The following is a 24,606-nucleotide window of genomic DNA, read 5'->3' on the forward strand; positions in this document are numbered from 1 at the left end:
TGCAAGAGGGGCGACAAGTCCAAGGGAAATTTGATGTCTACGCATGAAGACCGGCTGAAAGCCCTCCGCGCCCAACTGGTGCGCGATAAATTGGATGGCTTTGTCGTGCCGCTGACCGATGAGCATATGAGCGAATATGTCGGCGCCTATGCGCAGCGGCTGGCCTGGTTGACGGGGTTTCAGGGCTCGGCGGGCAGCGCCGTCGTGCTGCCGGAGGAAGCGGCGATCTTCGTCGACGGGCGCTATACGCTCCAGGTGCGCGAGCAGGTGGACGCGGCGCACTGGCAATATGAGAGCGTGCCGCAGACATCCGTGGCGGCCTGGCTGGGCGAGCATGCGCCTGCCGGTGGCCGGATCGGCTATGACCCGTGGCTGCACACGCGCGCCTGGGTGAAGGCGGCGAGCGAGGCGCTGGCCGAACGCGGCGCGGCGCTGGTGGCGGTGGACACCAATCCGGTCGATTCGGTGTGGCCGGACCGCCCCGCCCCCAGCGAGGCCAAGCTGGTGGTGCATGACGACCGCTATGCCGGACAGTCGGCGGCGGAGAAGCGGCAGGCGATGGCCGATTGGCTGACCGCGAAACACGCCGATGCGGCGGTGCTGTCGGCGCTCGATTCGCTGGCCTGGACCTTCAACATCCGGGGCAAGGATGTGGAGCGGACGCCGGTGGCGCTCGCCTATGCCATCGTCCATGCCGATGCGACGGCGGACATCTATGTCGCGCCGGAGAAGATCGATGAGACGGTGGTGAAGCATCTCGGCAATGCGGTGCGGGTGCACGACCGGGCCGATTTCGCCGGAGCCTTGGCGGGCTTTGCGGGGAAGACCGTGGCGGCGGACCCCGAGCGCGCGGTGGCGGCGATCTTCGAGGCGCTGGAGGCGGGCGGCGCGACCGTGCTTTCCTTGCGCGATCCGGCGGTGCTGCCCAAGGCGGTCAAGAACCCGGTCGAGATTGCCGGCCATAAGGCGGCGCAGGCGCGGGACGGCGCGGCGTTGAGCCGTTTCCTGCACTGGATCGCAGTCGAGGCGCCCAAGGGCGGCGTCGATGAACTGGGCGCGGCGGCCAGGCTGGAGGCGTTCCGCAAGGAGACCGGGTTGCTGGAGGATCTGTCCTTCGACACCATTTCCGGCGCGGGACCGAACGGCGCCGTGGTGCATTACCGGGTCGAGGAAAAGACGAACCGGCCGATCGAGACCGGCAGCCTCTACCTGGTCGATTCGGGCGGGCAATATCGCGACGGCACCACCGACGTGACGCGCACCATCGCCATCGGCACGCCGACGGAGGAAATGAAGCACCGCTTCACGCTGGTGTTGAAGGGCCATATCGCGCTCGGCCGGGCGCAGTTTCCGAAGGGGACGCGGGGCGGTCAGCTCGACGTGCTGGCACGGCAGTATCTTTGGGCTGAGGGGCTGGACTACGCCCATGGCACCGGCCATGGCGTCGGCAGCTTCCTGTCGGTGCATGAAGGTCCGCAGAGGATCGCGACCTTCGGCGGCGGCGACGAGGCGCTCCAGCCGGGCATGATCCTCTCCAACGAGCCGGGTTATTACAAGACGGGCGAATATGGCATCCGCATCGAAAATCTGGTGCTGGTCGAACCGCGCGACGTGCCGGGCGCCGAACGGGAAATGCTGGGGTTCGAGACGCTGACCCTCGCGCCGATCGACCGCAACGCGATTGCCGTGGACTTGCTGACCGGCGAGGAGCGCACCTGGCTGAATGCCTATCATGCCAAGGTGATCGAGATCGTCGGGCCGCAACTGGAGGGCGATGCGCTTGACTGGCTAAAGGCGGCCTGCGCGCCTTTGTAGGCGGCTCATGGCGTTCCTGCTTTTGCGGGAGCAAAGCGCCTCCACTGGCCCGGTCTATTCTTTGGCGTCGGTGGAGTTTCGAGGGCTGTCCGCGTCGCGCGATTCGCGTGACTGGGCCTTGCGGCGACGCAGATTGTCCCGCAATGCCTGCGCCAAACGCTCTTTTCGTTCGTCCTGATCGTTTGCCATGGCCCGCCCTTAATCAAATTGCATCTTCCGCCGCAAGCCGCCTTGACATGGGCCGATGAGGCGGCCATAGGCCCGGCTCCGCTGGCGCGATATAGCCAGATGGATGAAATAGTGCTGCCGTAGCTCAGTGGTAGAGCGCATCCTTGGTAAGGCTGAGGTCGTGAGTTCAATCCTCACCGGCAGCACCATTTTTCAATGACATAGCGATCCATTCCTTCTCCAGAAGGCGCCCTGGGCGCAATTCGGATAATGACTGGGACTGTGTTGTTAGGATACAGGTTTCCATCGATCCGTGATGCCGCTCATGCGGAATGGCGCTTGCAAGTTCCCTGGGGCTCGGCACATGCCTTATGCTCGGCATCCCACGCGGACTTTATGATCGGGGCTTGGGCGCGCGCCTATGGTTTCTGCGAAAACGGGGAACATATCGAAAGCCGACGTGGCGCTGTTGCGTGAAGCGGCAACCAAAGCGTTGAAATGGAATGGCGAGGAACGGGACCGGCTGGGGGCGTCGGGAATGCTGGTGGAGATCGAAGATGGCGACGAAGGATAAAGGCTATCGCAGCGAGATCGCAGGCGCGATCCATGAAATGATGAGTGACGCGCACGACGCGGGCGTAGTGTCGCGTGCAACGCTTCGCACTTTTGACGAGGCGCGCCTTGCTCCCGCTCCGACACTCGCGGGCAATGAAATCCGCGCGATCCGCGAGCGCGAGCATGTCTCACAGCCGGTGTTTGCGGACTATCTCAACGTATCGCGCAATCTGGTATCCGATTGGGAGCGCGGCGTGAAGCGCCCCGGTGGCTCCGCCTTGCGTCTGCTGTCCATCATCCAGCGCAAGGGCTTGCAGGCCGTCGCGTAGCTGCCCCGCATCGCTTTTAACCTGATTTTCGACGGGGCGCCCGTTTCTTAAGAAAATGTCGCTACACCACTAGGAGCAAGTTGGTAGGGACATTGATAACCCCGGATTCACCGTGCTGTTATGCGAGAGCCGGGGGGCGTCCTGGTCGCGATACAGCTCGGCAACGTCACGGAGCGGCAAGTCCCGCTGAGAAGCTGGGAGCTTCGGGTCGCTGCCCGAGGAGCTGGAGCCAGTCAGCCACGGCGGCCTTGAGAGGCTTACAGAGCCGCTCGAAGCCCAGCGCGTCCTCCAGGTTCCGAACAAACCGTTGCGCCTTAAGGAGCTGTTCGGCGCGGTCGGTCCACTCCTCCATGATTGCGTCTGTGTCACTCTCGCCTTGCCCGCAGACATAATTCGAGAGCTTCTCCTCCCAGAAGTGGCGCGACGGGATCGCGAAGCCGTCACCACGAGCTTGGAGGGACACTTCGTCGGCGGCGTGCCATTGCTGCACGAACAGCTTGGCCATGCAGCCGATGTTCTCAGATGTTAGCCTATCGAAGGCAGAGGCCGCCCTCAGTCGCTTCCCATTCCGCGTTTGCCTCCTGATAAATTTGGAGGGCGTCAGGCTCGGCTATGGATTTTGCCTTTAGGCTCCGCTTCAGTTCCGTGGGCGGAGAGGTCTTGCCCTCCGGGTACGTCCAAATATGTCAATCGGCGTGCAAACGGGACCCCCGATCGGCGCGCAAAAGGGACCCCCTTTCAAGGATGGTACGACGGTGGAGGGACGCTCCTTGCGCTGCGCGCGGCGTAGGGAGGGCGGAGCCCGACCGGAGGCGCGCGCAGCGCAAAGCATGTTAATCGCGGCGTGCAGCGGGGATCAGTTTCGGTTCTTGAAGCGCCAGCTGTCATTACCGGTCTCGATGATGTCGCAATGATGCGTGACGCGGTCGAGGAGAGCGGTGGTCATCTTGGGATCGCCGAACACGGTGGGCCATTCCCCGAACGCCAGATTGGTGGTGATGACGACGCTGGTTTGCTCGTAAAGCTTGCTGACCAGATGGAACAGCAACTGCCCGCCTGAACGGGCGAACGGCAGATAGCCAAGCTCGTCCAGAACCACGAGATCGAGCCGGGAGAGCTGGGAGGCAAGCGCGCCGCTCTTGCCGATCCGGGCCTCCTCTTCGAGGCGGGTCACCAGATCGACCGTGTTGAAGTAACGCCCCCGCGCCCCGGCGCGAACGACATTGGCGGTGATGGCGATGGCCAGGTGGGTCTTGCCGGTGCCGGTGCCGCCGACCAGGACGACATTGCGCCGTGCGGGCAGGAACGCGCCGCTGTGCAGCGAACGGACCAGCCCCTCGTTGATCGGTGTCCCCTCGAAGTGGAAGGCATCGAGATCCTTCACCACCGGCAGCTTGGCGGCCGCCATCCGGTATCGGATCGAGGCCGCGTGGCGGTGCGTTGCCTCCGCGCGCAGCAGATCGGTCAGTATCTCCATCGTCGTGCGCTGACGCTGGAGGCCCGTGGTGACGGCCTCATCGAACGCGCCGGCCATCCCCTTGAGTCCGAGCCCGCGCATCGCGTCGATCATGTCATGCCGCTGCATGGAAGTTCCTCAGTTGGTCGTAACGGGCACAGTCGGCGATCGGGGGATGCCGCAGGGCGTTGTCCTCCGAAGTGACGATCGTCAGCGGTCGCGGTGGTTCGCGGCGCCGTGCCAGGATATTGAGGATCAAGTCGTCGCTCGCCGTGCCGGTCGCCAGCGCCTCCCGCACGGCGGCCTCGACGAGTTCCAGGCCATCGGTCAGCACGGCCGCCAGCACGCGCACGAACCGCCGATCGGCATCATCGCCGTTGCCCAACTTGCGTCGCAATCGGGCCAGCGCTGGCGGCAGCTCCCAGTCCTGGAAGGGCGCGCCGTTGCGCAACGCGCCGGGCTTGCGGGCCAGCACCGGCAGATAGTGCCAGGGATCATAGATGGTGCGGTTCCGCCCGAAGAAGCGGGGATGCTCGGCGACGACCTCATCGCCGCATCGCACGATAATGCGGTCGGCATAGGCCCGGACCTGCACTGTGCGCCGCGCCACCGTCGAGAGGACCGAGTATCGGTTGCGATCGAAGCTGATAAGGCAGGTGCCGCTCACGCCATGCTCGCTCTCGTTGAAGCCGTCGAACGGCCCCAGCATCGACTGTAATGCAGGGCGTTCGATCTCCAGCATCTGCGCCACGGTTTGTTCGCCCTGCTCAGGATGCGCCTGTCGTTCGGCCCAGCGCCGGCACTCGGCTTCCAGCCAGCCGTTGAGCTCCTCAAGGCTGGCGAACCGCAGACGAGGCTGGAAGAAACGCCCCCGGATCGTCTGCACCTGGTTCTCGACCTGACCCTTCTCCCAGCCCGCCGCCGGCGAGCAGGCCGTGGGCTCGACCATATAATGGTCGGCCATGATCAGGAACCGCCGGTTGAACACCCGCTCCTTGCCGGTGAACACGCTCGTCACCGCCGTCTTCATATTATCGTAGATGCCGCGCCGGGGCACGCCGCCGAAGAAGGCAAAGCCGCGCGCATGCGCGTCGAACAGCATCTCCTGGGTCTCGCGTGGATAGGCCCGGACATAGACCGCCCGCGACGCGCACAGCCGCATGTGCGCGACCTTTACCCGCATCGGCTTGCCGGCGATCTCGACATCCTCGTGGCTCCAGTCGAACTGGTAGGCCTCGCCGGGCTGGAACAGCATCGGAATAAAGGCCGTCGTCCCGTCGCCGAAATCCCTGCGCCGCTCGACCTTCCACCGTGCGGCATAGCGGCGCACGGCATCGTAAGACCCCTCGAAACCCTCACGCACCAGAAGGTCGTGGATACGGGTCATCCGAAGCCGGTCACGCCGCCCCCGTAACTCGTTCTCTTCCAACAGCACATCCAGGCGATCCTGAAACGGACCAATCCGCGGCAGCGGCTGAACCTTGCGTCGATAATCAAATGCGCCTTCCGGCGCCCGGATCGCCTTGCGGATCACCTTCCGCGACACATGCAGATCACGCGCGATCGCCTTGATCGCCTTCCCGCCGGCATACTCACGCCGGATACGAACCACTGTCTCCAAAACCAACATCCCGATCTCGCCGCCTGAACATCCAGACGGCTCTTTAAGCTATCGAAATGAGGGGTCCCTTTTAGACGCCGATCACCCCGCTAACGGGGTTCTTTTTGCACGCCGATCCACACCCATTCGTTCAGGGTGTGCGCCGAGCACCCGATCTTCTCAGCGATAGACACCATCGCCGCCCAGCGAGAGGGATGATCGACCTCGTGATCCAGCACCATGCGTACCGCACGCTGGCGCACCTCAGGTGCAAACTTGTTCGTCGTCCTGCTCATATCGGCTCCACTTACTCAGAAGTTGGAGCCTCCGGCAAACCCGGGGCGGTTCACACCACCTGTCGAGTGGAAGCTGAACGAGCTGCCTTTGGACGCTGCGCTGGTGCCAAGACATCAGGGCGAATTGGCGCACCTTATTGCAGATGTGCTATTAGCTGCCGACAGATTTCTGAACATGCGGATTTGATCGGTGTATGACGAAGAACCTGCTGAAAGTCCCTGGGCATATCTTCCAGCGCTTGGCGACTTTTGACCAGGACGACGTGGTTGCCGCAACCGTGAAGCTGGTGCTCCCCGCTGATATCTCCACTTACACACGGCTAGGCATTTCGCTCAATGGTGACGACATTGGGCTTCCAGACCCCCAGCCGCCTAATCCCGCCGCAGGCCGCTATTCCAACGCGAATCTTTACGGCATGGAAAAGGTCCGCAAGGACCTTCCCAAAGTCACCAAATCGTATGGTTTCTGGGCACCCTCGTGGAAATCGGGGAGTTATCATTACGTTTCGCATGACCGCGAGGTCTACATTCGCGAGGTTTATCCTCCAAAGCAGGTCAACCTCTCGATCGTTTTAGTCGAACGACGTGGTGAAGGGTTTCTCCTTAGGTTTGCGATCGATCAGGTTCTCAGTCGGCGAACCCCAAACTTCGAGCAGGAACTGCTCTATAATCTAAATCTGCTTCAGGAGAATGTGGGCGTCGCTGACGTATTTGAAAGCGCCACCTCGCTTGCTGACTACGCCTTGAGCGTCAAGGTCGACTGGCAATTACTGCCGCCGGGCAATGTCGACGAGGTGGTAGCCGCGATGTTGCGGGGGAAGCGACCGGTGTCAGCGCAACAGCAGGCCGTGATGAAGGAGCGCGTCACGGTAATGCAGCGCCTCCAGCCGGAGGCCTACATCACGGGAACGGACGGTTTTCTGCGCTATTTCGGTGCAAAGTTTGGCGACGACTTCGTTGCCTTTGAAAACGCCCGATACGGCAACGCGCTCTATATCATGTACGACGGTTGGGAGGCGCTCAGCCAGAAGAGCCGGATCGAGCTGCTGGCGGGCGACCGTGACAGTTACGACCGCATAGAACATCGCCCTGGGTGGATTGAACAGCTGCGCGGGAGAGTGCGAGGCTATCGCGCCCAAAAGCGACGGGGAGACAGGCTCCTCTGACCGCCTCCCAATCCTGCATCCTCAGGATAGATCGCTCTTGGCCAGCCGCATCAAGCCAAAGCCTGTCGGCCTCCGAAATTCGGCTTGAGCACTTTGGCGCCGCTGCGCAGCCGGTCGAGTTCGTTCGACCAGAACTGCATCATCGTGACCCGCTCGTTCCAATATTCGCCGCGCGTATAGGCGCGGCGAACGCCATTGGTCTCAATATGGGCGAGCTGGCGCTCGATCGCATCGGGATGGAATTGCCCGCTCTCGTTGAGCAAGGTGGCGGCCATGGCGCGGAAGCCGTGCGCACTCATCTCCGCCTGCTCGAAGCCGAGCACGCGCAGCGCGGCATTGACCGTGTTCTCCGACATCGGCCGTCGGTCGCCGCGGAAGGACGGAAAGCAATAGCGGCCCGTGCCGGTCAAATCCCAGAGCTCTTCGAACAGGCTCATCACCTGGGTCGAGAGCGGCACGCGGTGCGGGCGGCGCATCTTCATCTTCTCTTCCGGGATGTTCCAGACCGAGTTGTCGAAGTCGAACTCCGACCACTCCGCTTGCCGAAGCTCCCCCGGGCGCACGAACAAATGCGCGGAGAGGCGCAGCGCATAGAGCGTAATGGCATGCCCGCTATAGCTCTCGATCGCTCGCATCAATTCGCCGGCGCGCTTGGGGTTGGTGATCGCGGCGAGGTGCTTGGCCTTGGGGACTGTGAGCGCGCCACGCAGGTCGCCGGTCGGATCGCGCTCGGCGCGCGTGGTGGCGACCGCGTAACGGAAGACGCGACCCAGGACGCTCCGCATCCGCCGCGCACTTTCATAGCGCCCGGTCGCCTCGACCGACCGGAGGACGGCGAGCACCTCCTGGGTGGTGATCTTGGCGATCGGGCGGTTGCCGATCTTGGGATAGGCCATGTCGAGCAGCCAGCGGATCTTGCTGAGCGTGATCTCGGCCATGTCCTCGCGCTCATTCTTGGCGATCCACTCCTTGGCGACCGTCTTGAAGGTGTCGTTCTCCTCGACGCGCGCCTTGGCCCGCGCGACCTTCTCCTCATGCGAGGGGTCGAGGCCGGCCGCGACCAGCCGGCGGGCCTCGTCGCGCTTGCCGCGTGCGTCGGCAAGGCCGACCTCGGGCCACGCGCCGAAGGCGAGCGTGCGGTGCTTGCCGTGGTGGACATAGTTGAAGCGCCACAGCTTCGAGCCGTTTGGCCGCACGAGCAGGTATAGCCCGGCGCCGTCGGAGAGCTTATAGTCCTTCGCGGCCGGCTTGGCGCTGACCACGGTCGTGGCAAAGAGGGTGGCCATCTGAGGTATCGCCTCCAAAAAGGGAGGAGAACGATACCTTCCGAGATACCCGAATTGTTCTCGATTGGTGCCGTATCCGCCCGGATTTCGCCGGACGCTTATAGCACAAGAATCGATGGATTTCAGCCATTTCCGGGACGTCCACGGACGCCTCCGGAAGAACAAATGGTGCCCAGAAGAGGACTCGAACCTCCACGACCTTGCGATCGCCAGCACCTGAAGCTGGTGCGTCTACCAATTCCGCCATCTGGGCACGGGGTAGGAGCGCGCAACTAGCCGCTGGCCGGAGGGCTGTCAATCACGGCAGCCGCATTATTTTTATTTTTCTGGTTTCCCGGCCAAGAGCTTTTTACGGCCCTTTTTTCAGGCTCCTGCCGCTGAACTGGAGAATCGCATGGAACGCCCCGATGTCGCGCCGCCCGCCCTATATGCTCGCCCGGACGGGGTACGGCTTGCCTATCGCCATCGGCCTGGAACGGGGCCTATGATCGTCTTCCTGCCCGGCTATATGTCCGACATGGAAGGCGGCAAGGCGGTGGCGCTGGATGGCTGGGCGCAGGGTCAGGGCCGGGCGATGCTTCGGCTCGACTATGCCGGCAATGGCGCGAGCGAGGGCCGGTTCGAGGATGGCACGCTGGCGAGCTGGCGCGACGATGCGCTGCTGCTGATCGATTCGCTGACGCCGGGCCCGGTCGTGCTGGTCGGGTCTTCCATGGGCGGGTGGCTGGCGCTGCTGATCGCGCTGGCGCGGCCGGAGCGGGTCGTGGGGCTGGTCGGCATCGCGGCGGCGCCGGACTTCACCGAATGGGGCTTTACCGATTCGGACAAGGCGCTGTTGGCGACGGAGGGGCGGATCGTCGAGCCGACCCTCTATGGCGACGATCCCTATGTCACCACTTTGGCTTTCTGGGAATCCGGCCAGTCGCTACGGCTGCTGGAGGGGGAGATTGCGATCGATTGCCCGGTGCGGCTGTTGCATGGGCAGGACGATCCCGATGTGCCTTGGCAGACGGCGCTGCGGATCGCGGAGCGGCTGCGTTCATCCGATGTGCAGACGCTGCTGATTAAGGATGGCGACCATCGTCTTTCCCGCGACCCGGATATCGCCCTGTTGATCCGCGCCGTCGCCAGCCTGTTGGACAGCCTCTGATGCCCTTTCTGCTCCCGCTGCTGCTGCTCGCCCCGCAGGCCTATGATCCGGAGATCGAGGCGGTGATGAACCGCAAGAGGAAGGAAAAGGCGGAAGCCGCGGCCTCCGCTTCGGCCGCCGCCCCTCCGGCGCGGGCGGCGGCGAGCGATGGCCGCATCCCGGTGCCGGACAAATATGCCGCGAAATTCCAGGCCTGCCTGGATCAGGCGATCGAGGCGCCGGACAAGGCCGTCGTCTTCGCGCAGCAATGGCGGATCGACGGCGGGAGCTTCTATGCACGCAACTGCATGGGCTTTGCCTATGCCCGCGCCGAACGCTGGGCGCCCGCCATCGTCTCCTTCGAGCAGGGGGCCGACGAAGCCGAACGCAATGGCGAAATGGTGCAGAGCGGGCGGCTCTGGGCGCAGGCGGGCAATGCTGCGCTGGCGGGCGGGGATGCCGCCAAGGCACGCGACGATTTCGATGCGGCGCTGGTGCGTGGTCTGCCCGACGGTGTGGAGAAGGGCGAGGTCCATCTGGACCGCGCCCGCGCGCTGGTGGCGCTGAACGATGCCAAGGGCGCGCGCGATTCACTCGACATCGCGCTGGAGCAGGTGCCGCAAGACCCGCTCGCCTGGCTGCTCTCGGCCACTTTGGCCCGCCGCTCGGGGGAACTGAAGCTGGCGCAGGCGCATGTTGCGCGGGCGGTGCAGCTTGCGCCCGACGATGCCTCGGTCGCGCTGGAGGAGGGCAATATCGCCATCCTTACCGATCAGGAGGACGTGGCCCGCTCCGCCTGGCAGCGCGCGGTGAAGCTGGCAGCACAATCGCCCGCGGGGAAAGCGGCCGCCGACAATCTCTCCCGCCTGCCAGCGCCAAAGCCCGCCAACTGATTGGCCGATACTGAAGCTTGGTCCTTTTAATTGAGGTAGAAATCGACGGTCGTGACGACGCGCACTTTCTTATAGGGCGTGTCGCTCGCCCCGTCCGCTTCGCCATCGCGGGCATCGATCGAGAAATAGCCCTGGGTCGCGCTCTTGATGCCACCGACGCTGGCGCCGCTGTCGTGGGCGAACTGTTCGGCGGCGGCGCGAGCGTCCTTGGTGGCGGCGGCGACCATTTGCGGCTTCACGTCATTGAGCCTGGTGAAGCTGTAGCGCATGCCCGATCCTTCCTGTAGCGTCACGCCGCGCCGGACCAGGTCGAACTGCTGGGCCACGGCGCGCTGGGCGCGGGCGATATCGGTCGTGCGCAGCAGCATGCGCTGGGTGATGGTGATCGTGTTGACGCCATTGTTGATATATTGATTGACCCCCGCGCCGGTCGCGGTCAGCGCGTCGGGCCGGAAGCCGAGGCTGGCGAAATAAGCGCGCAGTTCCTGTGTATTATTGTCGATCTGGGCGCGAACGGCGGGCAGGTCGAAGCCGGTGGCGGAATAGCTGATCGACCATGTGGCGAGGTCGGCGGTCACATCCTTTTCCGCCAGCCCGCGCACGGTGACGGAGCGGTCCGCCGCCTTGGCCCGTTTCAGCCCGTCGCCCAGCAGATAGCCGCCGCTGACGATCCCCAGGGCCAGCAATCCCGCGCAGCCGAGCAACAGCTTGTCATGATAGGCCAGGTCCATGCACGCCTCCCTCTTCCTTCCACGCCCAACGCATCTTATCTTGGGGATGTTCCTAGGATTTCAGAGATGAACCGTTGCTTTATGGCGACGAATGGAGTGAGTAATTGCCCAAATATCTGCACACGATGATCCGCGTGACCGACGTCGACCGGACGGTCGCCTTTTTCCGGCTGCTGGGCCTGGAGGAACAGAAGCGCTTCGACAATGCGCAGGGGCGGTTCACCCTGGTCTTCCTCGCCGCGCCGGGGGATGAGGAGGCGCAGGTCGAACTGACCTATAATTGGCCAGCCGAGGACGGCACCCCGCCGGAGGCCTATGGCGGCGGCCGCAATTTCGGGCATCTCGCCTATCGGGTCGAGAATATCTATGAGACCTGCCAGCGGCTGATGGATGCGGGCGTCACCATCAACCGCCCGCCGCGCGACGGGCACATGGCCTTCGTGCGGACGCCGGACAATATTTCGATCGAAATCTTGCAGGACGGGCATCTGGAACCGGCCGAACCCTGGGCGTCCATGCCCAATAAGGGAGTCTGGTAAGGTCATGCTGGAAGTCGTCCGCATCCCCGTACTCAACGACAATTATGTCTGGCTGCTGCACGACGATGCCAGCGGGGAGACGGTGGCGGTCGATCCCGCCGTCGCGGAACCCGTGCTGGAGGTGGCAAGGCTGAGGGGCTGGACCATCGGCCAGATCTGGAACACGCACTGGCATGGCGATCATGTCGGCGGCAATGCGGCGATCAAAGCCGCGGCAGAGGCATGGGGCGGCTGCACCATCACCGGCCCGGCGGCCGAGGCTGAGAAGATCGGCACGCTCGACCGTGTGGTGGGGGAGGGCGACAGCGTCCGCATCGGCCATCATCAGGCCGCGGTGCTGGAGGTGCCTGCTCATACGGCCGGCCATATCGCCTATCATCTGGCGGACGATCATCTGCTGTTCGTGGGGGACACGCTGTTCGCCATGGGCTGTGGCCGGTTGTTCGAGGGGACGCCCGCTCAGATGTTCGCCAATATGCAGCGCTTCGCGGCCTTGCCGGACGATACGGCGGTCTATTGCGCGCATGAATATACGCAATCCAATGGCCGTTTCGCGTTGACGGTGGAGCCGGACAATGCGGCCGTGCGCGCCCGTATGGCGGAGGTCGACGCGGCGCGGGCGCGGGGCGAGGCCACGGTGCCGACCAGCATCGGGCAGGAGCGCGCGACCAATGTCTTCATGCGCGCCCGCAATGTCGCGCAACTGGCCGAACGGCGCGCGGCCAAGGATGCGGCGTGACGGTTTTCGCGCCGTTCCATCGTCTTGGAAGCGGGGACGAATGAGGAGAGGTGTCATGCGCTCATGGATGTTGCGCTCCGGGCTATGTCTGGGGCCGCTGCTGCTGGCGGGCTGTTCCGGCAGCTATGAGCCGCCCAAGCTGACCGAAAAGCAGACCAGCGAATTGGAACGCGCTCTGGCCGGCAAGGTGGCAGGCGAAAAGACGAGCTGCGTCAATCGCGTATCGCAGGCCAATCTGACGGCGATCAGCAACAGCGTGCTGCTCTATCGGGTGAGCGGGCGGCTGGTCTATCGCAACGACCTGATCGGCAGTTGTTCCGGCCTGTCGCGGGGCGACACGCTGATCATCAAGACCTGGGGATCGCAATATTGCCGCGGCGACATGGCGACCAGCGCGGATCTGACGACCGGCATGGTGACGGGAAATTGCGCGCTGGGGGACTTCACGCCCTATCGCGCGCCGGGGAAATAAGGATCACCCCTTGTACAGCGCGTCCAGCCGTTCCTGATAGCGGGCGCGGATGACATGACGGCGGATCTTCATCGACGGCGTCATTTCGCTATTGTCGATGGTGAAGGGCTCGTCGGCCAGGATGAAGCGCCGCACCCGCTCGATCACCGACAGGTCGTCATTCACCCGGTCGACCGCCGCCCGCAGCGCAGCCTGATAGCTGGGGTCGTTCCCGATCCCGTCGACATTGCGTCCTTGCGCCTGCGCCCATTCCCGCGTCCATTCGGCATCGGGCACCAGCAGCCCCACCAGATGCGGACGGCGGTCGCCATAGACCATCGCCTGCCCGATCTCCGGCTGGAGCGTCAGCATCCCTTCCACCTTCTGGGGCGAGACATTGTCGCCCTTGTCGTTGACGATCAGATCCTTCTTGCGATCGGTGATGCGGATGCGGCCCTTGGCGTCGATCTCGCCAATGTCGCCGGTGTGCAGCCAGCCATTTTGCAGCGCCTTCTCCGTTTCCGCCGGATTGCGCCAATAGCCGTGCATCACCAGTTCGCCGCGCACGAGAATCTCGCCATCCTCCGCGATCCGTACTTCGACGCCGTCGAGTGGCGGGCCGACCGTATCCATCGCAATCCCGGCGCGGGGGCGGTTGCAACTGATCACCGGCCCGGCCTCGGTCTGGCCATAGCCCTGGAGCAGCGTCAGTCCCATCGCATCGAAGAACAGGCCGACATCGGGGTTGAGCGGCGCGCCCCCCGACACCAGCGCCTTCATCCGTCCGCCGAAGCGCGCCGCGATCTTGGGCTTGAGCGTGCGGGACAGCAGCGCCTTCATAGGCAGGTCGAGCAGCGATTTCTGTCCGCGCTGTTCCTTCGCCGTGATCCGCAGCGCCTGGCCAAGCAGATAGGCCGGGAATTTGCCCTGCTTCTCGATCGACTTGATGATGCGGGTGCGCAGCACTTCGAACAGGCGGGGGACGACGACCATGATGGTCGGGCGCGTTTCCTCGATATTGCTGGCCAGCTTTTCCAGCCCCTCCGCATAATAGATCTGCCCCGCCAGCATGATCGGCATGAACTGGCCGCCGCTATGCTCATAGGCGTGGGAGAGGGGAAGGAAGGAGAGGAACACCTCCTCGCCCCATCCGAAATCCTCCTCCAGCAGCCGGCCTGCCCCTTCGATATTGCAGAGGATGGAGCCATGATGCTGCATCACCCCGCGAGGGGCGCCGCCCGTGCCGCTGGTGTAGATGATGCAGGCCAGATCGTCGCGCCCCGCCGTCTGGCTGGCGGCGCAGGCGTCGATGTCGGTGGGATAATGGGCGATCAGGTCGCTCCACAGATGGCAGGCGACGCTGCCCTGCGCGCCCCGCAGCGGCTCCATGCCGATGACGAAGCTCGCCTGCGACCGCAGCACGGCGGGCATCAGATTCTGCGCCAGCTTCGCGGTGGAGACGATGACGGCGCGGGCGCCGCTGTCGGTCAGGATATGCTGGTGATCGCGGGTGGTGTTGGTGGTGTAGGTCGGCACCGTGACGCAGCCCGCCGCCATGATGGCGAGGTCCGCGATGCAGAATTCCGGCCGGTTCTCGCTGACCAGCATCACCGGGTCGCCCGGTTTCAACCCTTGCGCCTGCAACGCGCTGGCGAGCGAGGCGACGTCATGAGCGACCTCGGTCCAGCTCAGCGATTGCCATTGGCCCGCCACCTTGCGCCAGAGGAAGGGCGCGTCGCCCATCGCCCTGGCCCGGGCAAAGAACATGGTCACCAGATTGGGAAAACGCTCGATCGCCCTCAAAACGGCATCTCCTCACTCGCGGCGCGTCTCCGGCGCGCTTCTTCGCCCGATCGGCAGGCTATAACCGCGCCAAGCCGTAACGGCCATGATTTTTAGCGGATTTCCTGAGATTCGCTTTGGGGTGTGGGCGGATTGATTCAGGATGGAAATAGGGTGGATAGGGGACGGTCTGCCTAGCGCTGCTTTTCTTGAAGCACATCGTGCTCCTGCGAAGGCAGGAGCCCAGATCCTAAGGTGCGATGATCCACAAGCGGCAGAACTGGGTTCCTGCCTTCGCAGGAACACGGATGCGCTCAATGGCAGCTAGCGGCCATCTCCGTCGACCTATCCTAATCGAACAATCCATCCTGAACATTGGACGGCGGGTTCAGCCCCAGATGCTTCCAGCCGGGCCCATTCAGGCAGCGCCCCCGTGCGGTACGGGCGATCAGGCCGAGCTGGATGAGAAAAGGCTCGATCACTTCCTCGATCGTGTCGCGGGCTTCGGAAAGGCCCGCCGCCAGCGTTTCGACGCCCACCGGCCCGCCGCGGTAGATGTCCGCGATCATCATCAGATAGCGCCGGTCCATCAGGTCGAGGCCGAGATGGTCGACCTCCAGCCGGGTCAGCGCGGCGTCGGCCACCTTGGCGTCCACGGCTGGCGCCCCCGCCACATTGGCGAAATCGCGCACCCGCCGCAGCAGCCGCCCGGAAATGCGCGGCGTGCCCCGCGATCGCCGGGCGATCTCCACCGCGCCGTCGGAGGTGATGGCGAGGTCGAGCAGCCGCGCCGCACGCCGCACGACCAGTTCCAGCTCGTCGACGGTGTAGAATTGCAGCCGCACCGGAATGCCGAAGCGGTCGCGCAAGGGCGTCGTCAGCAGGCCTTGCCGTGTGGTCGCGCCGACCAGGGTGAAAGGCGGCAGGTCGATCCGCACCGAGCGGGCGGAGGGGCCTTCCCCGATCATCAGGTCGAGCGCCCGGTCCTCCATGGCGGGGTAGAGCACTTCCTCGACAGCCGGATTGAGCCGGTGAATCTCATCGACGAAGAGGACGTCGCCCTCGTCCAGATTGGTGAGCAGCGCGGCCAGGTCGCCCGATTTGGCGATCACCGGACCGGATGTGGCGCGGAACCCCACGCCCATTTCGCGGGCGACGATCTGCGCCAGCGTCGTCTTGCCCAGGCCGGGCGGGCCGAAGAAGAGCACATGGTCCAGCGCTTCGCCGCGCCCCTTGGCGGCCTCGATGAAGATGCGCAGATTTTCGCGCGCCGCCTGCTGGCCGATGAATTCGGCCAGCGACTTGGGGCGCAACGCGGCGTCGGCATCTTCGATGCGACGCGTGGAGGAGATCAGGCGGTCTTCGCTCATTTCGCCGCTTTCCTGAGAGCGAGGCGGACCAGAGCGTCAAGCGAGGCGTCTTCGCCCAGTTCCTCTTCGGCGGAGGCGACGGCGCTGCTGGCTTCGGCGGGCCTGAAGCCCAGATTCTGCAGCGCGGAGATTGCATCGGCGCCATGGCCGCCGGTCGGCACGACCGCAAATCCCCCGCCGACCGCGCCGGTGGGCATGGGCACTGCGCCGATCTTGTCCTTCAACTCATTGGCGATGCGCTGGGCGAGCTTGGGGCCGACGCCATTGGCCCGCGCGATCATCGCCTTGTCCCCGGTCGCCACGGCGCGATGCAATTCCGCCGGTTCGAGCGCGGAGAGGATGGCCAGCGCCACCCGCGAACCCACGCCCTGCACGCCGGTCAGCAGGCGGAACCAGTCGCGTTCCTCCGCCCGGGCGAAGCCGACGAGGCGGATCGCATCGGCCGACACCAGCATTTCGGTGTGGATCGTCACCGCCTCCCCCACCGGCCCCAGCGCGGCGAGCGTGCGGGAGGAGGCGCCGACCAGATAGCCGACCCCGCCCACATCGATGATGGCATGGTCCAGGCCCGTGCTGTCCAGCCGTCCCTTGAGTTTCGCGATCATGCGCCCCGCCCTTTGGTCATGATCTGTTCCTTACGGGCCTCTCCGGCGCCGCGCCAGTCAAAAGCGATGGGGGACGGCACCATTTGCGGACCCATGCGTAGAGCAGCGGCGGGGATATGCCAAAAGGAGCCGTTTTTCATGTCGACGCAGGCGTCGCTGCTGGGGTCCAAGGATTTCGAATATCCCGCGATCATGCTGTCGGGCATTGTCGATCACGGCATGTATCTGCATTTCCGCAACTGCCTGTCGTCGGCGCCGCAGCAGGGACTGGTGGTGGTGGAGATCGCCACCCTGGGCGGCGATCCGGAGATTGCGCGGATGATGGGGGAGGATATCCGCTTTCATTCCGACCTCTATCCAGCCCGGCGGCTGGTGTTTCTGGGCAAGACGGCGGTCTATTCGGCGGGCGTGACCTTCATGGGCTTCTTCGCCGCGGAAAACCGCTATCTGGCGCGGGGAACGCGGCTGATGATCCATGAGCGGATCATCACGCGGGACATCCATCTGGAAGGACCGCTATCGACCTGCATCGCCTCGCTCAAGGCGACGCTGCATGAGATCGAGGCGTCGATCGCGATCCAGAATGAAGGCTTTGCGAACCTGATCCTGGGATCGCGGGTGTCGATGGAGGAGCTGCTGACGCGCGCGCCCGAAAACTGGTATCTGGAGGCGAATGAGGCGCAGGCGCTGGGGCTGATCGCGGCGGTGATATAAAGCGGCTTGTGCGGGGCGCCGATTATGCCTTTGATGCGCGGCATGATCCGGTCGCAAATCTTCCCCTGGCGTTATGGCATGTTCCTGACCCTGCTGGCGAGCATGGCGCCGTTCGGGTTCCTGCTGCCCTGGCATGAGGCGGTGATGGCGGGATTCGACGTCGCGGCGCTGGCGTTCATTCTGTCCGCATGGCCATTGTTCGACGCCGATCCGGATTCGATGCGGCGCAAGGCGGCGGACAATGACGCGAACCGGCAATTGATGCTGCTGCTGACCGCGATCGTTTCGGTGGTGATCCTGATCGCCGTGGGTGTCGCGGTCAGCCAGCATGGCGGGCCGAAGGGGCCAGTGATTGCGTTGCTGCTGGGGACGCTGGCGCTGGCCTGGCTGTTTTCCAACCTCGTCTATGCGATGCACTATGCGCATATCTTCTATCTGGCCGGCGAAAAGGGCGGGGATAGCGGCGGGCTGGATTTCCCCGATACGCGGGAGCCGGGCTATTGGGATTTCCTCTATTTCGCCTTCACGCTGGGGATGACGTTCCAGACGTCCGACGTGGCGGTGACGAATCGGGGGATGCGGCAGACGGCGCTGTTCCATTGTCTGGCGGCGTTCGTGTTCAACCTGGGGATATTGGCGTTCACGATCAATGTGCTCGGAGGGGGGTAATCGGGGGCACCGGAAGAGGGTTTTGGCCAATTGCTGACGCGTGATATCCGTTCGGGCTGAGCCCTTCGTCTGCCTGCCAAGGCAGGCGCTCAGGATAAACTTGCCTTCGGCAAGTCGAAGCCCTCAGCCGAGCGGAGCGAGGCTCCCATGCTTCGCCTTCGCTCAGCAGAGCCCTTCGACAAGCTCAGGGCAAACGGAAACGGAAGGTCCACCTTCCACCCCAATCCGGACCTTCGGGGGTTGTTTACCAATTTTCGCTAACGCGGCGGCATGAGCGACAATGCCGATCCCTGTCCGAAATCCGCCGTCAGCCACGGCGTCGGCATAGCCGGGCTGGTGGGATTGGGGCTTTGGACGCTGGTGGCGCGGCATTATGGGATGAATGGGCCGAATGCGGGCTTTGCCGCCGTGGCGGCCTGTGGCGTGCCGATGATGCTGTGGTCGCTGCTGGTCGACAAGGTGCATCGGCGCGCATCGACCGGGATCGACTGGACCGCGCCGGCGCGGCCCTGGCGGTCGGTGCTGGACGTCAGCATCGTCAAGATCGCGGGATTGTGGGCGACATGGCTCGCCATCGCGGTCTTTTATTGCGTTGCCCGTTGGTATTGGAGCGGGGATTACCGCTTTTCCATGGATCTGTTCAGGGGGGCGGCGCCCTGGTTGCTGGCGGCGTCGGCGCCTTATGTGATCTGGCTGGACCGGCGGCTGGTCGAGCCCAAGGATGCGAGTTACGCCTTCGGCCAATGGGTGATCGGTGGGGCGGCGGGGGTGCCGGATCGCGTCGAGGTCGCCCATCATGCGCGGGCCTGGGCGGTGAAGGGCTTTTTCCTGGCCTTCATGCTGTCGATCGTGCCGGGCAATTTCGCCAGCGTGGTGGAATGGCGGATCGAGGACGCCTTCAGCCATCCGGTGGCTTTGGCCGGGTTCCTGATCGCAGTCATGTTCATGATCGACGTCTGTATGGCGACCGTGGGCTATATGCTGACGTTGAAGCCGCTGGATTCGCATATCCGCACGGCCAATCCGCTGCTGGCCGGGTGGGTGGCGGCGCTGATCTGCTACCCCCCCTTCGTGCTGATGGGGAATGGCGGGCCGCTCGATTATCATGCGGGCGGGGCGGAGTGGGATGTCTGGACGCAGGGGCATGGCGTCTTGCAATGGATTCTGGGCGGATGGTTGGTGTTGCTGACCGCTGTCTATGCCTGGGCGACGGTGGCTTTCGGGTTGCGCTTTTCCAACCTGACGCATCGGGGGATTTTGACGCACGGCCCTTATCGCTGGACGCGGCATCCGGCCTATCTGTCGAAAAATCTCTTCTGGTGGTTTTCCGCGCTGCCGTTTCTGAGCGTGTCGGGAAGTTTGACCGATGTCGTGCGGAACTCGGCGCTGCTGGCGGTGACCAATGCGGTCTATTTTTGGCGCGCGAAGACCGAGGAGGCGCATCTGCGGGCGGATGCGGAGTATCGGGCCTATAGTGACTGGATGGAACGGAACGGCGCGGTGCCGCGGTTTTTTGCCTGGGTCGTGGGGCGGAAGGTTCGGCAGGGAGGCGGGGTTCAGCCTGCGGAGTGAGCGTTACGCAACACCCTCATTCATAAGGCGTTTTATCCTTCTCCCATCAAGGGAGAAGGATAAAATCGTCAGAAGCTTTCTTCGGCGTAGATTTTGCTGAGGTCGCCTTGCCATTCGCCATGATAGCGGGCGAGCAGGCGTTCGGCGTGGGTCTGGCCCGACGCCACGATCTCGTCCAGCGGGGCGAGATAGCCGGTTTCGTTGTCGCCTGAGGCATTGAGCCGGGCGCGGGCGGAAAGGCCGCTACGGGCGATGTTGAGGACTTCGCCTGCTATGTCGCGCAGCTTGCGCCCGCCTGCGATGGGGGCGTCGAGGGCCAGTTTCGGCACGGAATCGCGCAGAACCTGCCGTTCCTCCATGCTCCAGTCCTTGACCAGATCCCAGGCAGCGTCGAGCGCGCCTTCATCATAGAGCAGGCCGACCCACAAAGCGGGCAGCGCGCAGATGCGGTTCCAGGGGCCGCCGTCCGCGCCGCGCATTTCGAGGAAGCTCTTCATCCGCACTTCGGGGAAGGCAGTGGAGAGATGGTCTTCCCAATCCTTCTCCGTCGGCTTTTCGCCGGGAAGGACGGCCAGCTTGCCTTCAAGGAAATCGCGGAAGCTGTGGCCCGCAGCGTCGATATAGCCGCCGTCGCGGTAGACGAAATACATCGGCACATCGAGCGCATAGTCGGCATAGCGTTCATAGCCGAAGCCGTCCTCGAACACGAAGGGCAGCATGCCGGTGCGGCCGGGGTCGGTGTCCGACCAGATATGGCTGCGGTAGGAGAGGAAGCCGTTGGGCCGCCCTTCCGTGAAGGGCGAATTGGCGAACAGCGCGGTCGCCAGCGGCTGGAGGGCCAGGGAGACGCGGAACTTCTTCACCATGTCCGCCTCGCTGCCATAGTCGAGGTTGGTCTGGATGGTGCAGGTGCGCAGCATCATGTCGAGGCCCATCGACCCCACGCGCGGCATGTGGCGCAGCATGATGTCGTAGCGGCCCTTGGGCATGATGGGCAGCTCTTCGCGCGTCTTGTCCGGCCACATGCCCAGGCCCAGGAAACCCAGGCCCAGCATGTCGCCCACATATTTCACCTGTTCCAGATGGCGGCTGGTTTCCGCGCAGGTCTGGTGCAGATTTTCCAGCGGCGCCCCCGACAGTTCGAGCTGCCCCGCCGGTTCCAGGCTGATGGTGCCGTCGGCGCCGGAGAGGGCGATGATATTCTCGCCCTCGAACACCGGATTCCAGCCATAGCGGGTGAGCCCGATCAGCAGCGTGTGGATGCCGCCCCGCTCGTCATAGCTGGGGGCGTGATGATCCTTGCGGCTATAGACGAATTTCTCATGCTCGGTGCCGATGCGCCAGCGATCCTTGGGCTTGGCGCCCTTGGCGAAGGCCGCGATCAACTGGTCGCGGCTCTCGATGATGGGATCGTCGCCCCCTGAGTCTGTTCTGGTGCTCATGCCCCGCCTTAATCTATCCCCCGGTTGCGGCAAAGGCGCAACGTTCGGCGCTCAAATAGGCTGCGTTGATGAAGGCTTCAATCCCATTGCGGAATGAAACCCGAAAGCAGGTCATTTCCAGTCGCCGTTGATCGTCATCCAGGCGGTGGTCGCGGCGATGGCGGCGGTTTCGGCGCGCAGGATTCGGGGGCCGAGCGAGACGGGCACGGACTTGGGGTGGGCGCGGATCGCCTCGCGTTCGGCGGGATCGAAGCCGCCTTCGGGGCCGATCAGGAAAGCGGCGGGGCCGGCATGGGCTTTCAGCGTATCCGCCAGCGGTTCGCCGCCGGTTTCGTCCGCGAAGAACAGCCAGCGGTCGCCGGGCCAATCCCTGAGCAGCGCGTCGAGCTTTGTCATTTCATGGAGGTCGGGGAGGGCGGTGCGCCCGCATTGTTCGGCGGCCTCGACCAGATGGGCGTGGAGGCGGTCGAGGTTCAGCTTGTCCACCACGGCGCGGCGGGTGAGCACGGGTTGCAGCCGCGCCACGCCCAGTTCGCAGGCCTTTTCCGCGATCAGGTCGATGCGGCCCTTCTTGATCGGCGCGCAGCAGAGCCAGAAATCAGGGACGGCTTCGGGTGGCCTGGTCTGGCTGATGACCTCCAGCACCAGGTCTCGTTTGCGGATGTCGCGGGCTTTCGCCGCCCATTCGCCCGAGCGGCCGTCGAACAGCAGGACGATATCGTCCGCCTTCACCCGCATCACGCTGATGAGATAATGGGCCGGATTGCCGTCGACCGGCACGGCGACGCCCTCGCCCAACGGGGTCTCTACGTGGAGGCGCGGGGCGCTTTGTGGCGGCCAGGCGGGGGTTGCGGTCATTTTGTCTCTTCCATTTGGGACGCGCTTGTCGGCGCGACGTTCTTCCCTAAAGAGAAGGGGAGGGCTTCGACAAGCTTTGGCCCGAACGGAGTTGGTGTGAATCAGACGATCGTCCCCGACAGCGAAGCGCGTGGTTTGGTTGCGCGCCTGCCCGATGTTCCGCGAGCTCTGGCCTTGCTGGCGCGGTTCGACCGGCCGATCGGCTGGTGGTTGCTGTTCTGGCCGGGCGCCTGGGCGGTGGCGTTGGCAGGGGAGGGCTGGGCGCATTGGCCGCTGATCCTGTGGTTGCTGCTGGGCAGCGTCGCCATGCGTGGGGCCGGATGCGTGTTCAACGATATCGTAGACCGCGATCTGGACCGTCAGGTGGCGCGGACGGCTTCGCGGCCTTTGGCGAGCGGGGCGGTGTCGCTGAAGACCGCCTGGGCCTGGCTGTTGGCGCTCTGTCTGGTCGGGCTGGTGGTGCTGCTGCAACTGCATCTTCATGCGCAGCTCGTGGCGCTTGGGTCGCTGGCGCTGGTGGCGGCCTATCCCTTCATGAAGCGGATTAGCGGGTGGCCGCAAATCTGGCTGGGGCTGGTCTTTTCCTGGGCCGCGCTGGTCGGGTGGAGCGAGGTGGCGGGAACTCTCACCATACCGGGACTATTGCTCTATGGCGGCTGCATCTTCTGGGTGGTGGGCTACGACACCATCTATGCGTTGCAGGACCGGGAGGATGACGCGCTGATCGGCATCGGATCGAGCGCTCTGTCGATGGGCAGGCATGTGCGGGGCGGGGTAACGCTTTGCTATGCGCTGGCCTTGGCGCTTTGGGGGAGCGCGATCTGGCAGGTCCGGCCGCAGGGGCTGGCGTTGCTGGCGCTGCTGCCGATGGCGGCGCATCTGGGCTGGCAGGTGGCGACTTTGAAGGAGGATGGCGTCGATCCCTTGGCGAAATTCCGGTCCAATCGCTTTGCCGGGCTGCTGATGTTCCTTGGCTGCCTGGTGGTAGGCAGCGCATGAGCGCGCCCCGGCCAGGGGAGGATTGCTGGCGCATCGAGCGCGCCTTGAAGGCGAGCGTGATCGTCGATGCGGATGCCTATTTCCGCCATGCCCGCGCGGCGATGATGAAGGCGAAGAAGCGGATCATGCTGATCGGCTGGGACTTCGACGCCGCGATCAGCCTGATCCGGGAGGATGAGGCGAGCGACGACGGGCCTGTTGTCATCGGGGATTTCATAAGCTGGCTGGTGGAGCGGACGCCGGAGCTGGAAATCTACCTGCTGCGCTGGGACGTGGGGGCGATGAAGTCGATGGTGCGGCCGTCGAACCTGTTCACCACCGTTCGGTGGATGGCCAATTCGCGCATCACCGTGAAGCTGGACAGCCATCATCCGACGGCGGCTTCGCATCATCAGAAGATCGTGGTGATCGACGATTGCTTCGCCTTTTGCGGCGGGATCGACATGACGGCGGACCGCTGGGACACGCGGCATCACCGCGACGACGATCCGGGGCGGCGGCATCCGGACGGGTCCGCCTATGGGCCGTGGCACGATGCGACGACGGCCTTGCAGGGGCCGGTCGCGGCGGCGCTGGGTGACCATGCGCGGGCGCGGTGGAAGGGCGCGGGCGGCGAGGAACTCGCGCCGGTCGAAGGCATGGAGGATTGCTGGCCCGACGCGCTGCCGGTGCAGTTCGAAGGCGTCGACGTCGCCATTTCCCGCTCCGCGCCAGAGATGGAGGATCAGGAGCCGCTTATCGAGATCGAGCGGCTATATGTGAATCAGATCGCGTCAGCGCGGCACAGCATCTATGCGGAGAGCCAATATTTCGCCTCCCGCCGCATTGCCGAGGCGATCGCAGCACGGCTGGGCGAGGAAGACGGGCCGGAAATCGTCATCGTCAATCCCGAGCAGGCCGATGGCTGGCTGGAGATCCAAGCGATGGACACGGCCCGCGCACGTTTGTTCGAGGCGTTGAAGGCGCGGGATGTGCATGGACGCTTCCGGCTCTACCACCCCTTCACCGCGCGAGGGGAGCCGATCTATGTCCATGCCAAGGTGCTGATCGTCGATGATCGGGTGGTGCGGGTCGGCTCATCCAACATGAACAACCGCTCGATGCGGCTGGACACCGAATGCGACGTGACGATCGATGCGGCGCTGCCGGCCAATGCGGGGCGGGAGGATGCGATTCGGGGCATTCGCGACGATCTTGTCGCGGAGCATCTGGACCTGCCGGTCGAGCGGGTGGCGGCGGTGATTGCCGAGCGCGGGTTGATCGCGGCGATCGAGCAGTTGCGGGAGAAAGCGGGGCGGACCTTGCGGCCCTATGTGACGCCGGATCTGAACGACGTGCAGGCATGGCTGGCGGACAATGAAGTGCTGGACCCCGAAGGACCGGGCGAGATGCTGGAGCCGATTGCGAAACGGGGATTGTTTCGGCGGATGAAGGGCTGAGTC

At 64.4% G+C, this 24,606-nt stretch carries 24 protein-coding genes, 2 tRNA genes and 1 pseudogene; 14 read left to right on the top strand and 13 right to left on the bottom strand.

Annotated features, from left to right (window positions below):
* The first annotated feature begins 33 nt into the window (after positions 1-33).
* On the top strand, positions 34-1,815 hold the full coding sequence (locus VVT58_RS13520) for an aminopeptidase P family protein (RefSeq protein ID WP_087573692.1): 1,782 nt from the start codon (positions 34-36) through the stop codon (positions 1,813-1,815).
* Positions 1,816-1,869: 54 nt separating this feature from the next.
* Here VVT58_RS13520 and VVT58_RS13525 read toward each other — a convergent pair whose 3' ends face one another.
* Positions 1,870-2,004, bottom strand: a complete 135-nt coding sequence (locus VVT58_RS13525) for a hypothetical protein (RefSeq protein ID WP_254911417.1) — start codon at positions 2,002-2,004, stop codon at positions 1,870-1,872.
* A 113-nt stretch (positions 2,005-2,117) separates the two neighbouring features.
* Between VVT58_RS13525 and VVT58_RS13530 the strand changes: the two genes are divergently transcribed.
* Positions 2,118-2,192, top strand: a tRNA-Thr gene (locus VVT58_RS13530).
* 348 nt (positions 2,193-2,540) lie between these two features.
* Positions 2,541-2,867 carry a DNA-binding transcriptional regulator gene (locus VVT58_RS13535; protein WP_087573693.1) on the top strand — a complete coding sequence of 109 codons (327 nt, stop codon included), beginning with the start codon at positions 2,541-2,543 and terminating at the stop codon, positions 2,865-2,867.
* A 166-nt stretch (positions 2,868-3,033) separates the two neighbouring features.
* Here VVT58_RS13535 and VVT58_RS13540 read toward each other — a convergent pair whose 3' ends face one another.
* From VVT58_RS13540 to VVT58_RS13555, 4 genes and pseudogenes are all read right to left on the bottom strand, one after another.
* Complete coding sequence (locus VVT58_RS13540; protein WP_327753794.1) at positions 3,034-3,372, bottom strand: hypothetical protein; 339 nt, start codon at positions 3,370-3,372, stop codon at positions 3,034-3,036.
* A 351-nt stretch (positions 3,373-3,723) separates the two neighbouring features.
* Positions 3,724-4,452 (bottom strand): IS21-like element helper ATPase IstB, encoded by a 729-nt coding sequence (istB, locus tag VVT58_RS13545; RefSeq protein ID WP_327754304.1) that lies wholly within the window; start codon positions 4,450-4,452, stop codon positions 3,724-3,726.
* Complete coding sequence (gene istA / locus VVT58_RS13550; protein ID WP_351999992.1) at positions 4,439-5,953, bottom strand: IS21 family transposase; 1,515 nt, start codon at positions 5,951-5,953, stop codon at positions 4,439-4,441. Before istA ends, istB begins: the two co-directional genes overlap by 14 nt.
* A gap of 110 nt (positions 5,954-6,063) precedes the next feature.
* Positions 6,064-6,219 (bottom strand): annotated as a pseudogene (locus VVT58_RS13555) (IS3 family transposase); the annotation flags it as partial.
* A 194-nt stretch (positions 6,220-6,413) separates the two neighbouring features.
* Here VVT58_RS13555 and VVT58_RS13560 point away from each other — a divergent pair.
* Positions 6,414-7,385 (top strand): hypothetical protein, encoded by a 972-nt coding sequence (locus VVT58_RS13560; protein ID WP_327752551.1) that lies wholly within the window; start codon positions 6,414-6,416, stop codon positions 7,383-7,385.
* Between the two features lie 50 nt (positions 7,386-7,435).
* On the opposite strand, the gene VVT58_RS13565 is transcribed toward VVT58_RS13560, so the two are convergent.
* Together VVT58_RS13565 and VVT58_RS13570 are read right to left on the bottom strand one after the other, a co-directional pair.
* Positions 7,436-8,671: a phage integrase central domain-containing protein gene (locus tag VVT58_RS13565; protein ID WP_327752550.1), complete on the bottom strand. Its 1,236-nt coding sequence runs from the start codon at positions 8,669-8,671 to the stop codon at positions 7,436-7,438.
* Between the two features lie 166 nt (positions 8,672-8,837).
* Positions 8,838-8,924: transfer RNA gene (locus tag VVT58_RS13570), tRNA-Leu, on the bottom strand.
* A gap of 141 nt (positions 8,925-9,065) precedes the next feature.
* Between VVT58_RS13570 and VVT58_RS13575 the strand changes: the two genes are divergently transcribed.
* Positions 9,066-9,821 (top strand): alpha/beta hydrolase, encoded by a 756-nt coding sequence (locus tag VVT58_RS13575; RefSeq protein ID WP_327752549.1) that lies wholly within the window; start codon positions 9,066-9,068, stop codon positions 9,819-9,821.
* Complete coding sequence (locus tag VVT58_RS13580) at positions 9,821-10,693, top strand: tetratricopeptide repeat protein (protein ID WP_066553100.1); 873 nt, start codon at positions 9,821-9,823, stop codon at positions 10,691-10,693. Before VVT58_RS13575 ends, VVT58_RS13580 begins: the two co-directional genes overlap by 1 nt.
* 26 nt (positions 10,694-10,719) lie before the next feature.
* Here VVT58_RS13580 and VVT58_RS13585 read toward each other — a convergent pair whose 3' ends face one another.
* Positions 10,720-11,424, bottom strand: coding sequence for an SIMPL domain-containing protein (locus tag VVT58_RS13585; RefSeq protein WP_087576065.1), 705 nt, complete (start codon positions 11,422-11,424; stop codon positions 10,720-10,722).
* Between the two features lie 104 nt (positions 11,425-11,528).
* On the opposite strand from VVT58_RS13585, the gene VVT58_RS13590 reads away from it, so the two are divergent.
* Genes VVT58_RS13590 through VVT58_RS13600 form a run of 3 tightly spaced genes read left to right on the top strand, consistent with a single transcriptional unit; the run spans position 11,529 to position 13,174 of the window.
* Positions 11,529-11,963 (top strand): VOC family protein, encoded by a 435-nt coding sequence (locus tag VVT58_RS13590; RefSeq protein ID WP_066561228.1) that lies wholly within the window; start codon positions 11,529-11,531, stop codon positions 11,961-11,963.
* A 4-nt stretch (positions 11,964-11,967) separates the two neighbouring features.
* Positions 11,968-12,702, top strand: a complete 735-nt coding sequence (gloB, locus tag VVT58_RS13595; RefSeq protein ID WP_327752548.1) for a hydroxyacylglutathione hydrolase — start codon at positions 11,968-11,970, stop codon at positions 12,700-12,702.
* A 55-nt stretch (positions 12,703-12,757) separates the two neighbouring features.
* A complete protein-coding gene (locus VVT58_RS13600; protein ID WP_327752547.1) occupies positions 12,758-13,174 on the top strand; it encodes a hypothetical protein in 417 nt (138 codons plus the stop codon).
* A 3-nt stretch (positions 13,175-13,177) separates the two neighbouring features.
* Here VVT58_RS13600 and VVT58_RS13605 read toward each other — a convergent pair whose 3' ends face one another.
* From VVT58_RS13605 to ruvA, 3 genes are all read right to left on the bottom strand, one after another.
* Entirely contained in the window at positions 13,178-14,956 is a 1,779-nt protein-coding gene (locus VVT58_RS13605; protein WP_327752546.1) for an AMP-dependent synthetase/ligase, read from the bottom strand.
* Between the two features lie 329 nt (positions 14,957-15,285).
* Entirely contained in the window at positions 15,286-16,305 is a 1,020-nt protein-coding gene (gene ruvB / locus VVT58_RS13610; protein ID WP_327752545.1) for a Holliday junction branch migration DNA helicase RuvB, read from the bottom strand.
* Positions 16,302-16,910 carry a Holliday junction branch migration protein RuvA gene (gene ruvA / locus VVT58_RS13615; RefSeq protein WP_066553114.1) on the bottom strand — a complete coding sequence of 203 codons (609 nt, stop codon included), beginning with the start codon at positions 16,908-16,910 and terminating at the stop codon, positions 16,302-16,304. Before ruvA ends, ruvB begins: the two co-directional genes overlap by 4 nt.
* Before the next feature lie 138 nt (positions 16,911-17,048).
* Between ruvA and VVT58_RS13620 the strand changes: the two genes are divergently transcribed.
* The 3 genes from VVT58_RS13620 to VVT58_RS13630 all read left to right on the top strand — a co-directional run bounded on the left by VVT58_RS13620 (position 17,049) and on the right by VVT58_RS13630 (position 19,865).
* The gene (locus VVT58_RS13620) at positions 17,049-17,624 is read left to right on the top strand and encodes a peptidase S14 (protein ID WP_327752544.1); all 576 of its coding nucleotides are present in this window, start codon (positions 17,049-17,051) and stop codon (positions 17,622-17,624) included.
* Positions 17,625-17,666: 42 nt separating this feature from the next.
* A complete protein-coding gene (locus VVT58_RS13625) occupies positions 17,667-18,293 on the top strand; it encodes a DUF1345 domain-containing protein (protein WP_066561234.1) in 627 nt (208 codons plus the stop codon).
* A gap of 270 nt (positions 18,294-18,563) precedes the next feature.
* Positions 18,564-19,865: an isoprenylcysteine carboxylmethyltransferase family protein gene (locus VVT58_RS13630; protein ID WP_327752543.1), complete on the top strand. Its 1,302-nt coding sequence runs from the start codon at positions 18,564-18,566 to the stop codon at positions 19,863-19,865.
* A 68-nt stretch (positions 19,866-19,933) separates the two neighbouring features.
* Here the strand turns inward: VVT58_RS13630 and VVT58_RS13635 are convergent, their stop codons facing one another.
* Positions 19,934-21,307, bottom strand: coding sequence for a glutamate--cysteine ligase (locus tag VVT58_RS13635; RefSeq protein WP_327752542.1), 1,374 nt, complete (start codon positions 21,305-21,307; stop codon positions 19,934-19,936).
* A gap of 111 nt (positions 21,308-21,418) precedes the next feature.
* On the bottom strand, positions 21,419-22,165 hold the full coding sequence (locus VVT58_RS13640) for a 16S rRNA (uracil(1498)-N(3))-methyltransferase (protein WP_327752541.1): 747 nt from the start codon (positions 22,163-22,165) through the stop codon (positions 21,419-21,421).
* 96 nt (positions 22,166-22,261) lie between these two features.
* Between VVT58_RS13640 and ubiA the strand changes: the two genes are divergently transcribed.
* Positions 22,262-23,164, top strand: coding sequence for a 4-hydroxybenzoate octaprenyltransferase (gene ubiA / locus VVT58_RS13645; RefSeq protein ID WP_327752540.1), 903 nt, complete (start codon positions 22,262-22,264; stop codon positions 23,162-23,164).
* A complete protein-coding gene (locus VVT58_RS13650) occupies positions 23,161-24,603 on the top strand; it encodes a phospholipase D-like domain-containing protein (RefSeq protein WP_327752539.1) in 1,443 nt (480 codons plus the stop codon). The genes ubiA and VVT58_RS13650 overlap by 4 nt, the downstream gene beginning before the upstream one ends.
* Positions 24,604-24,606 lie beyond the last annotated feature (3 nt).

The organism is Sphingobium sp. SJ10-10, from assembly GCF_036038995.2.
In the GTDB taxonomy this organism is placed as follows: domain Bacteria; phylum Pseudomonadota; class Alphaproteobacteria; order Sphingomonadales; family Sphingomonadaceae; genus Sphingobium.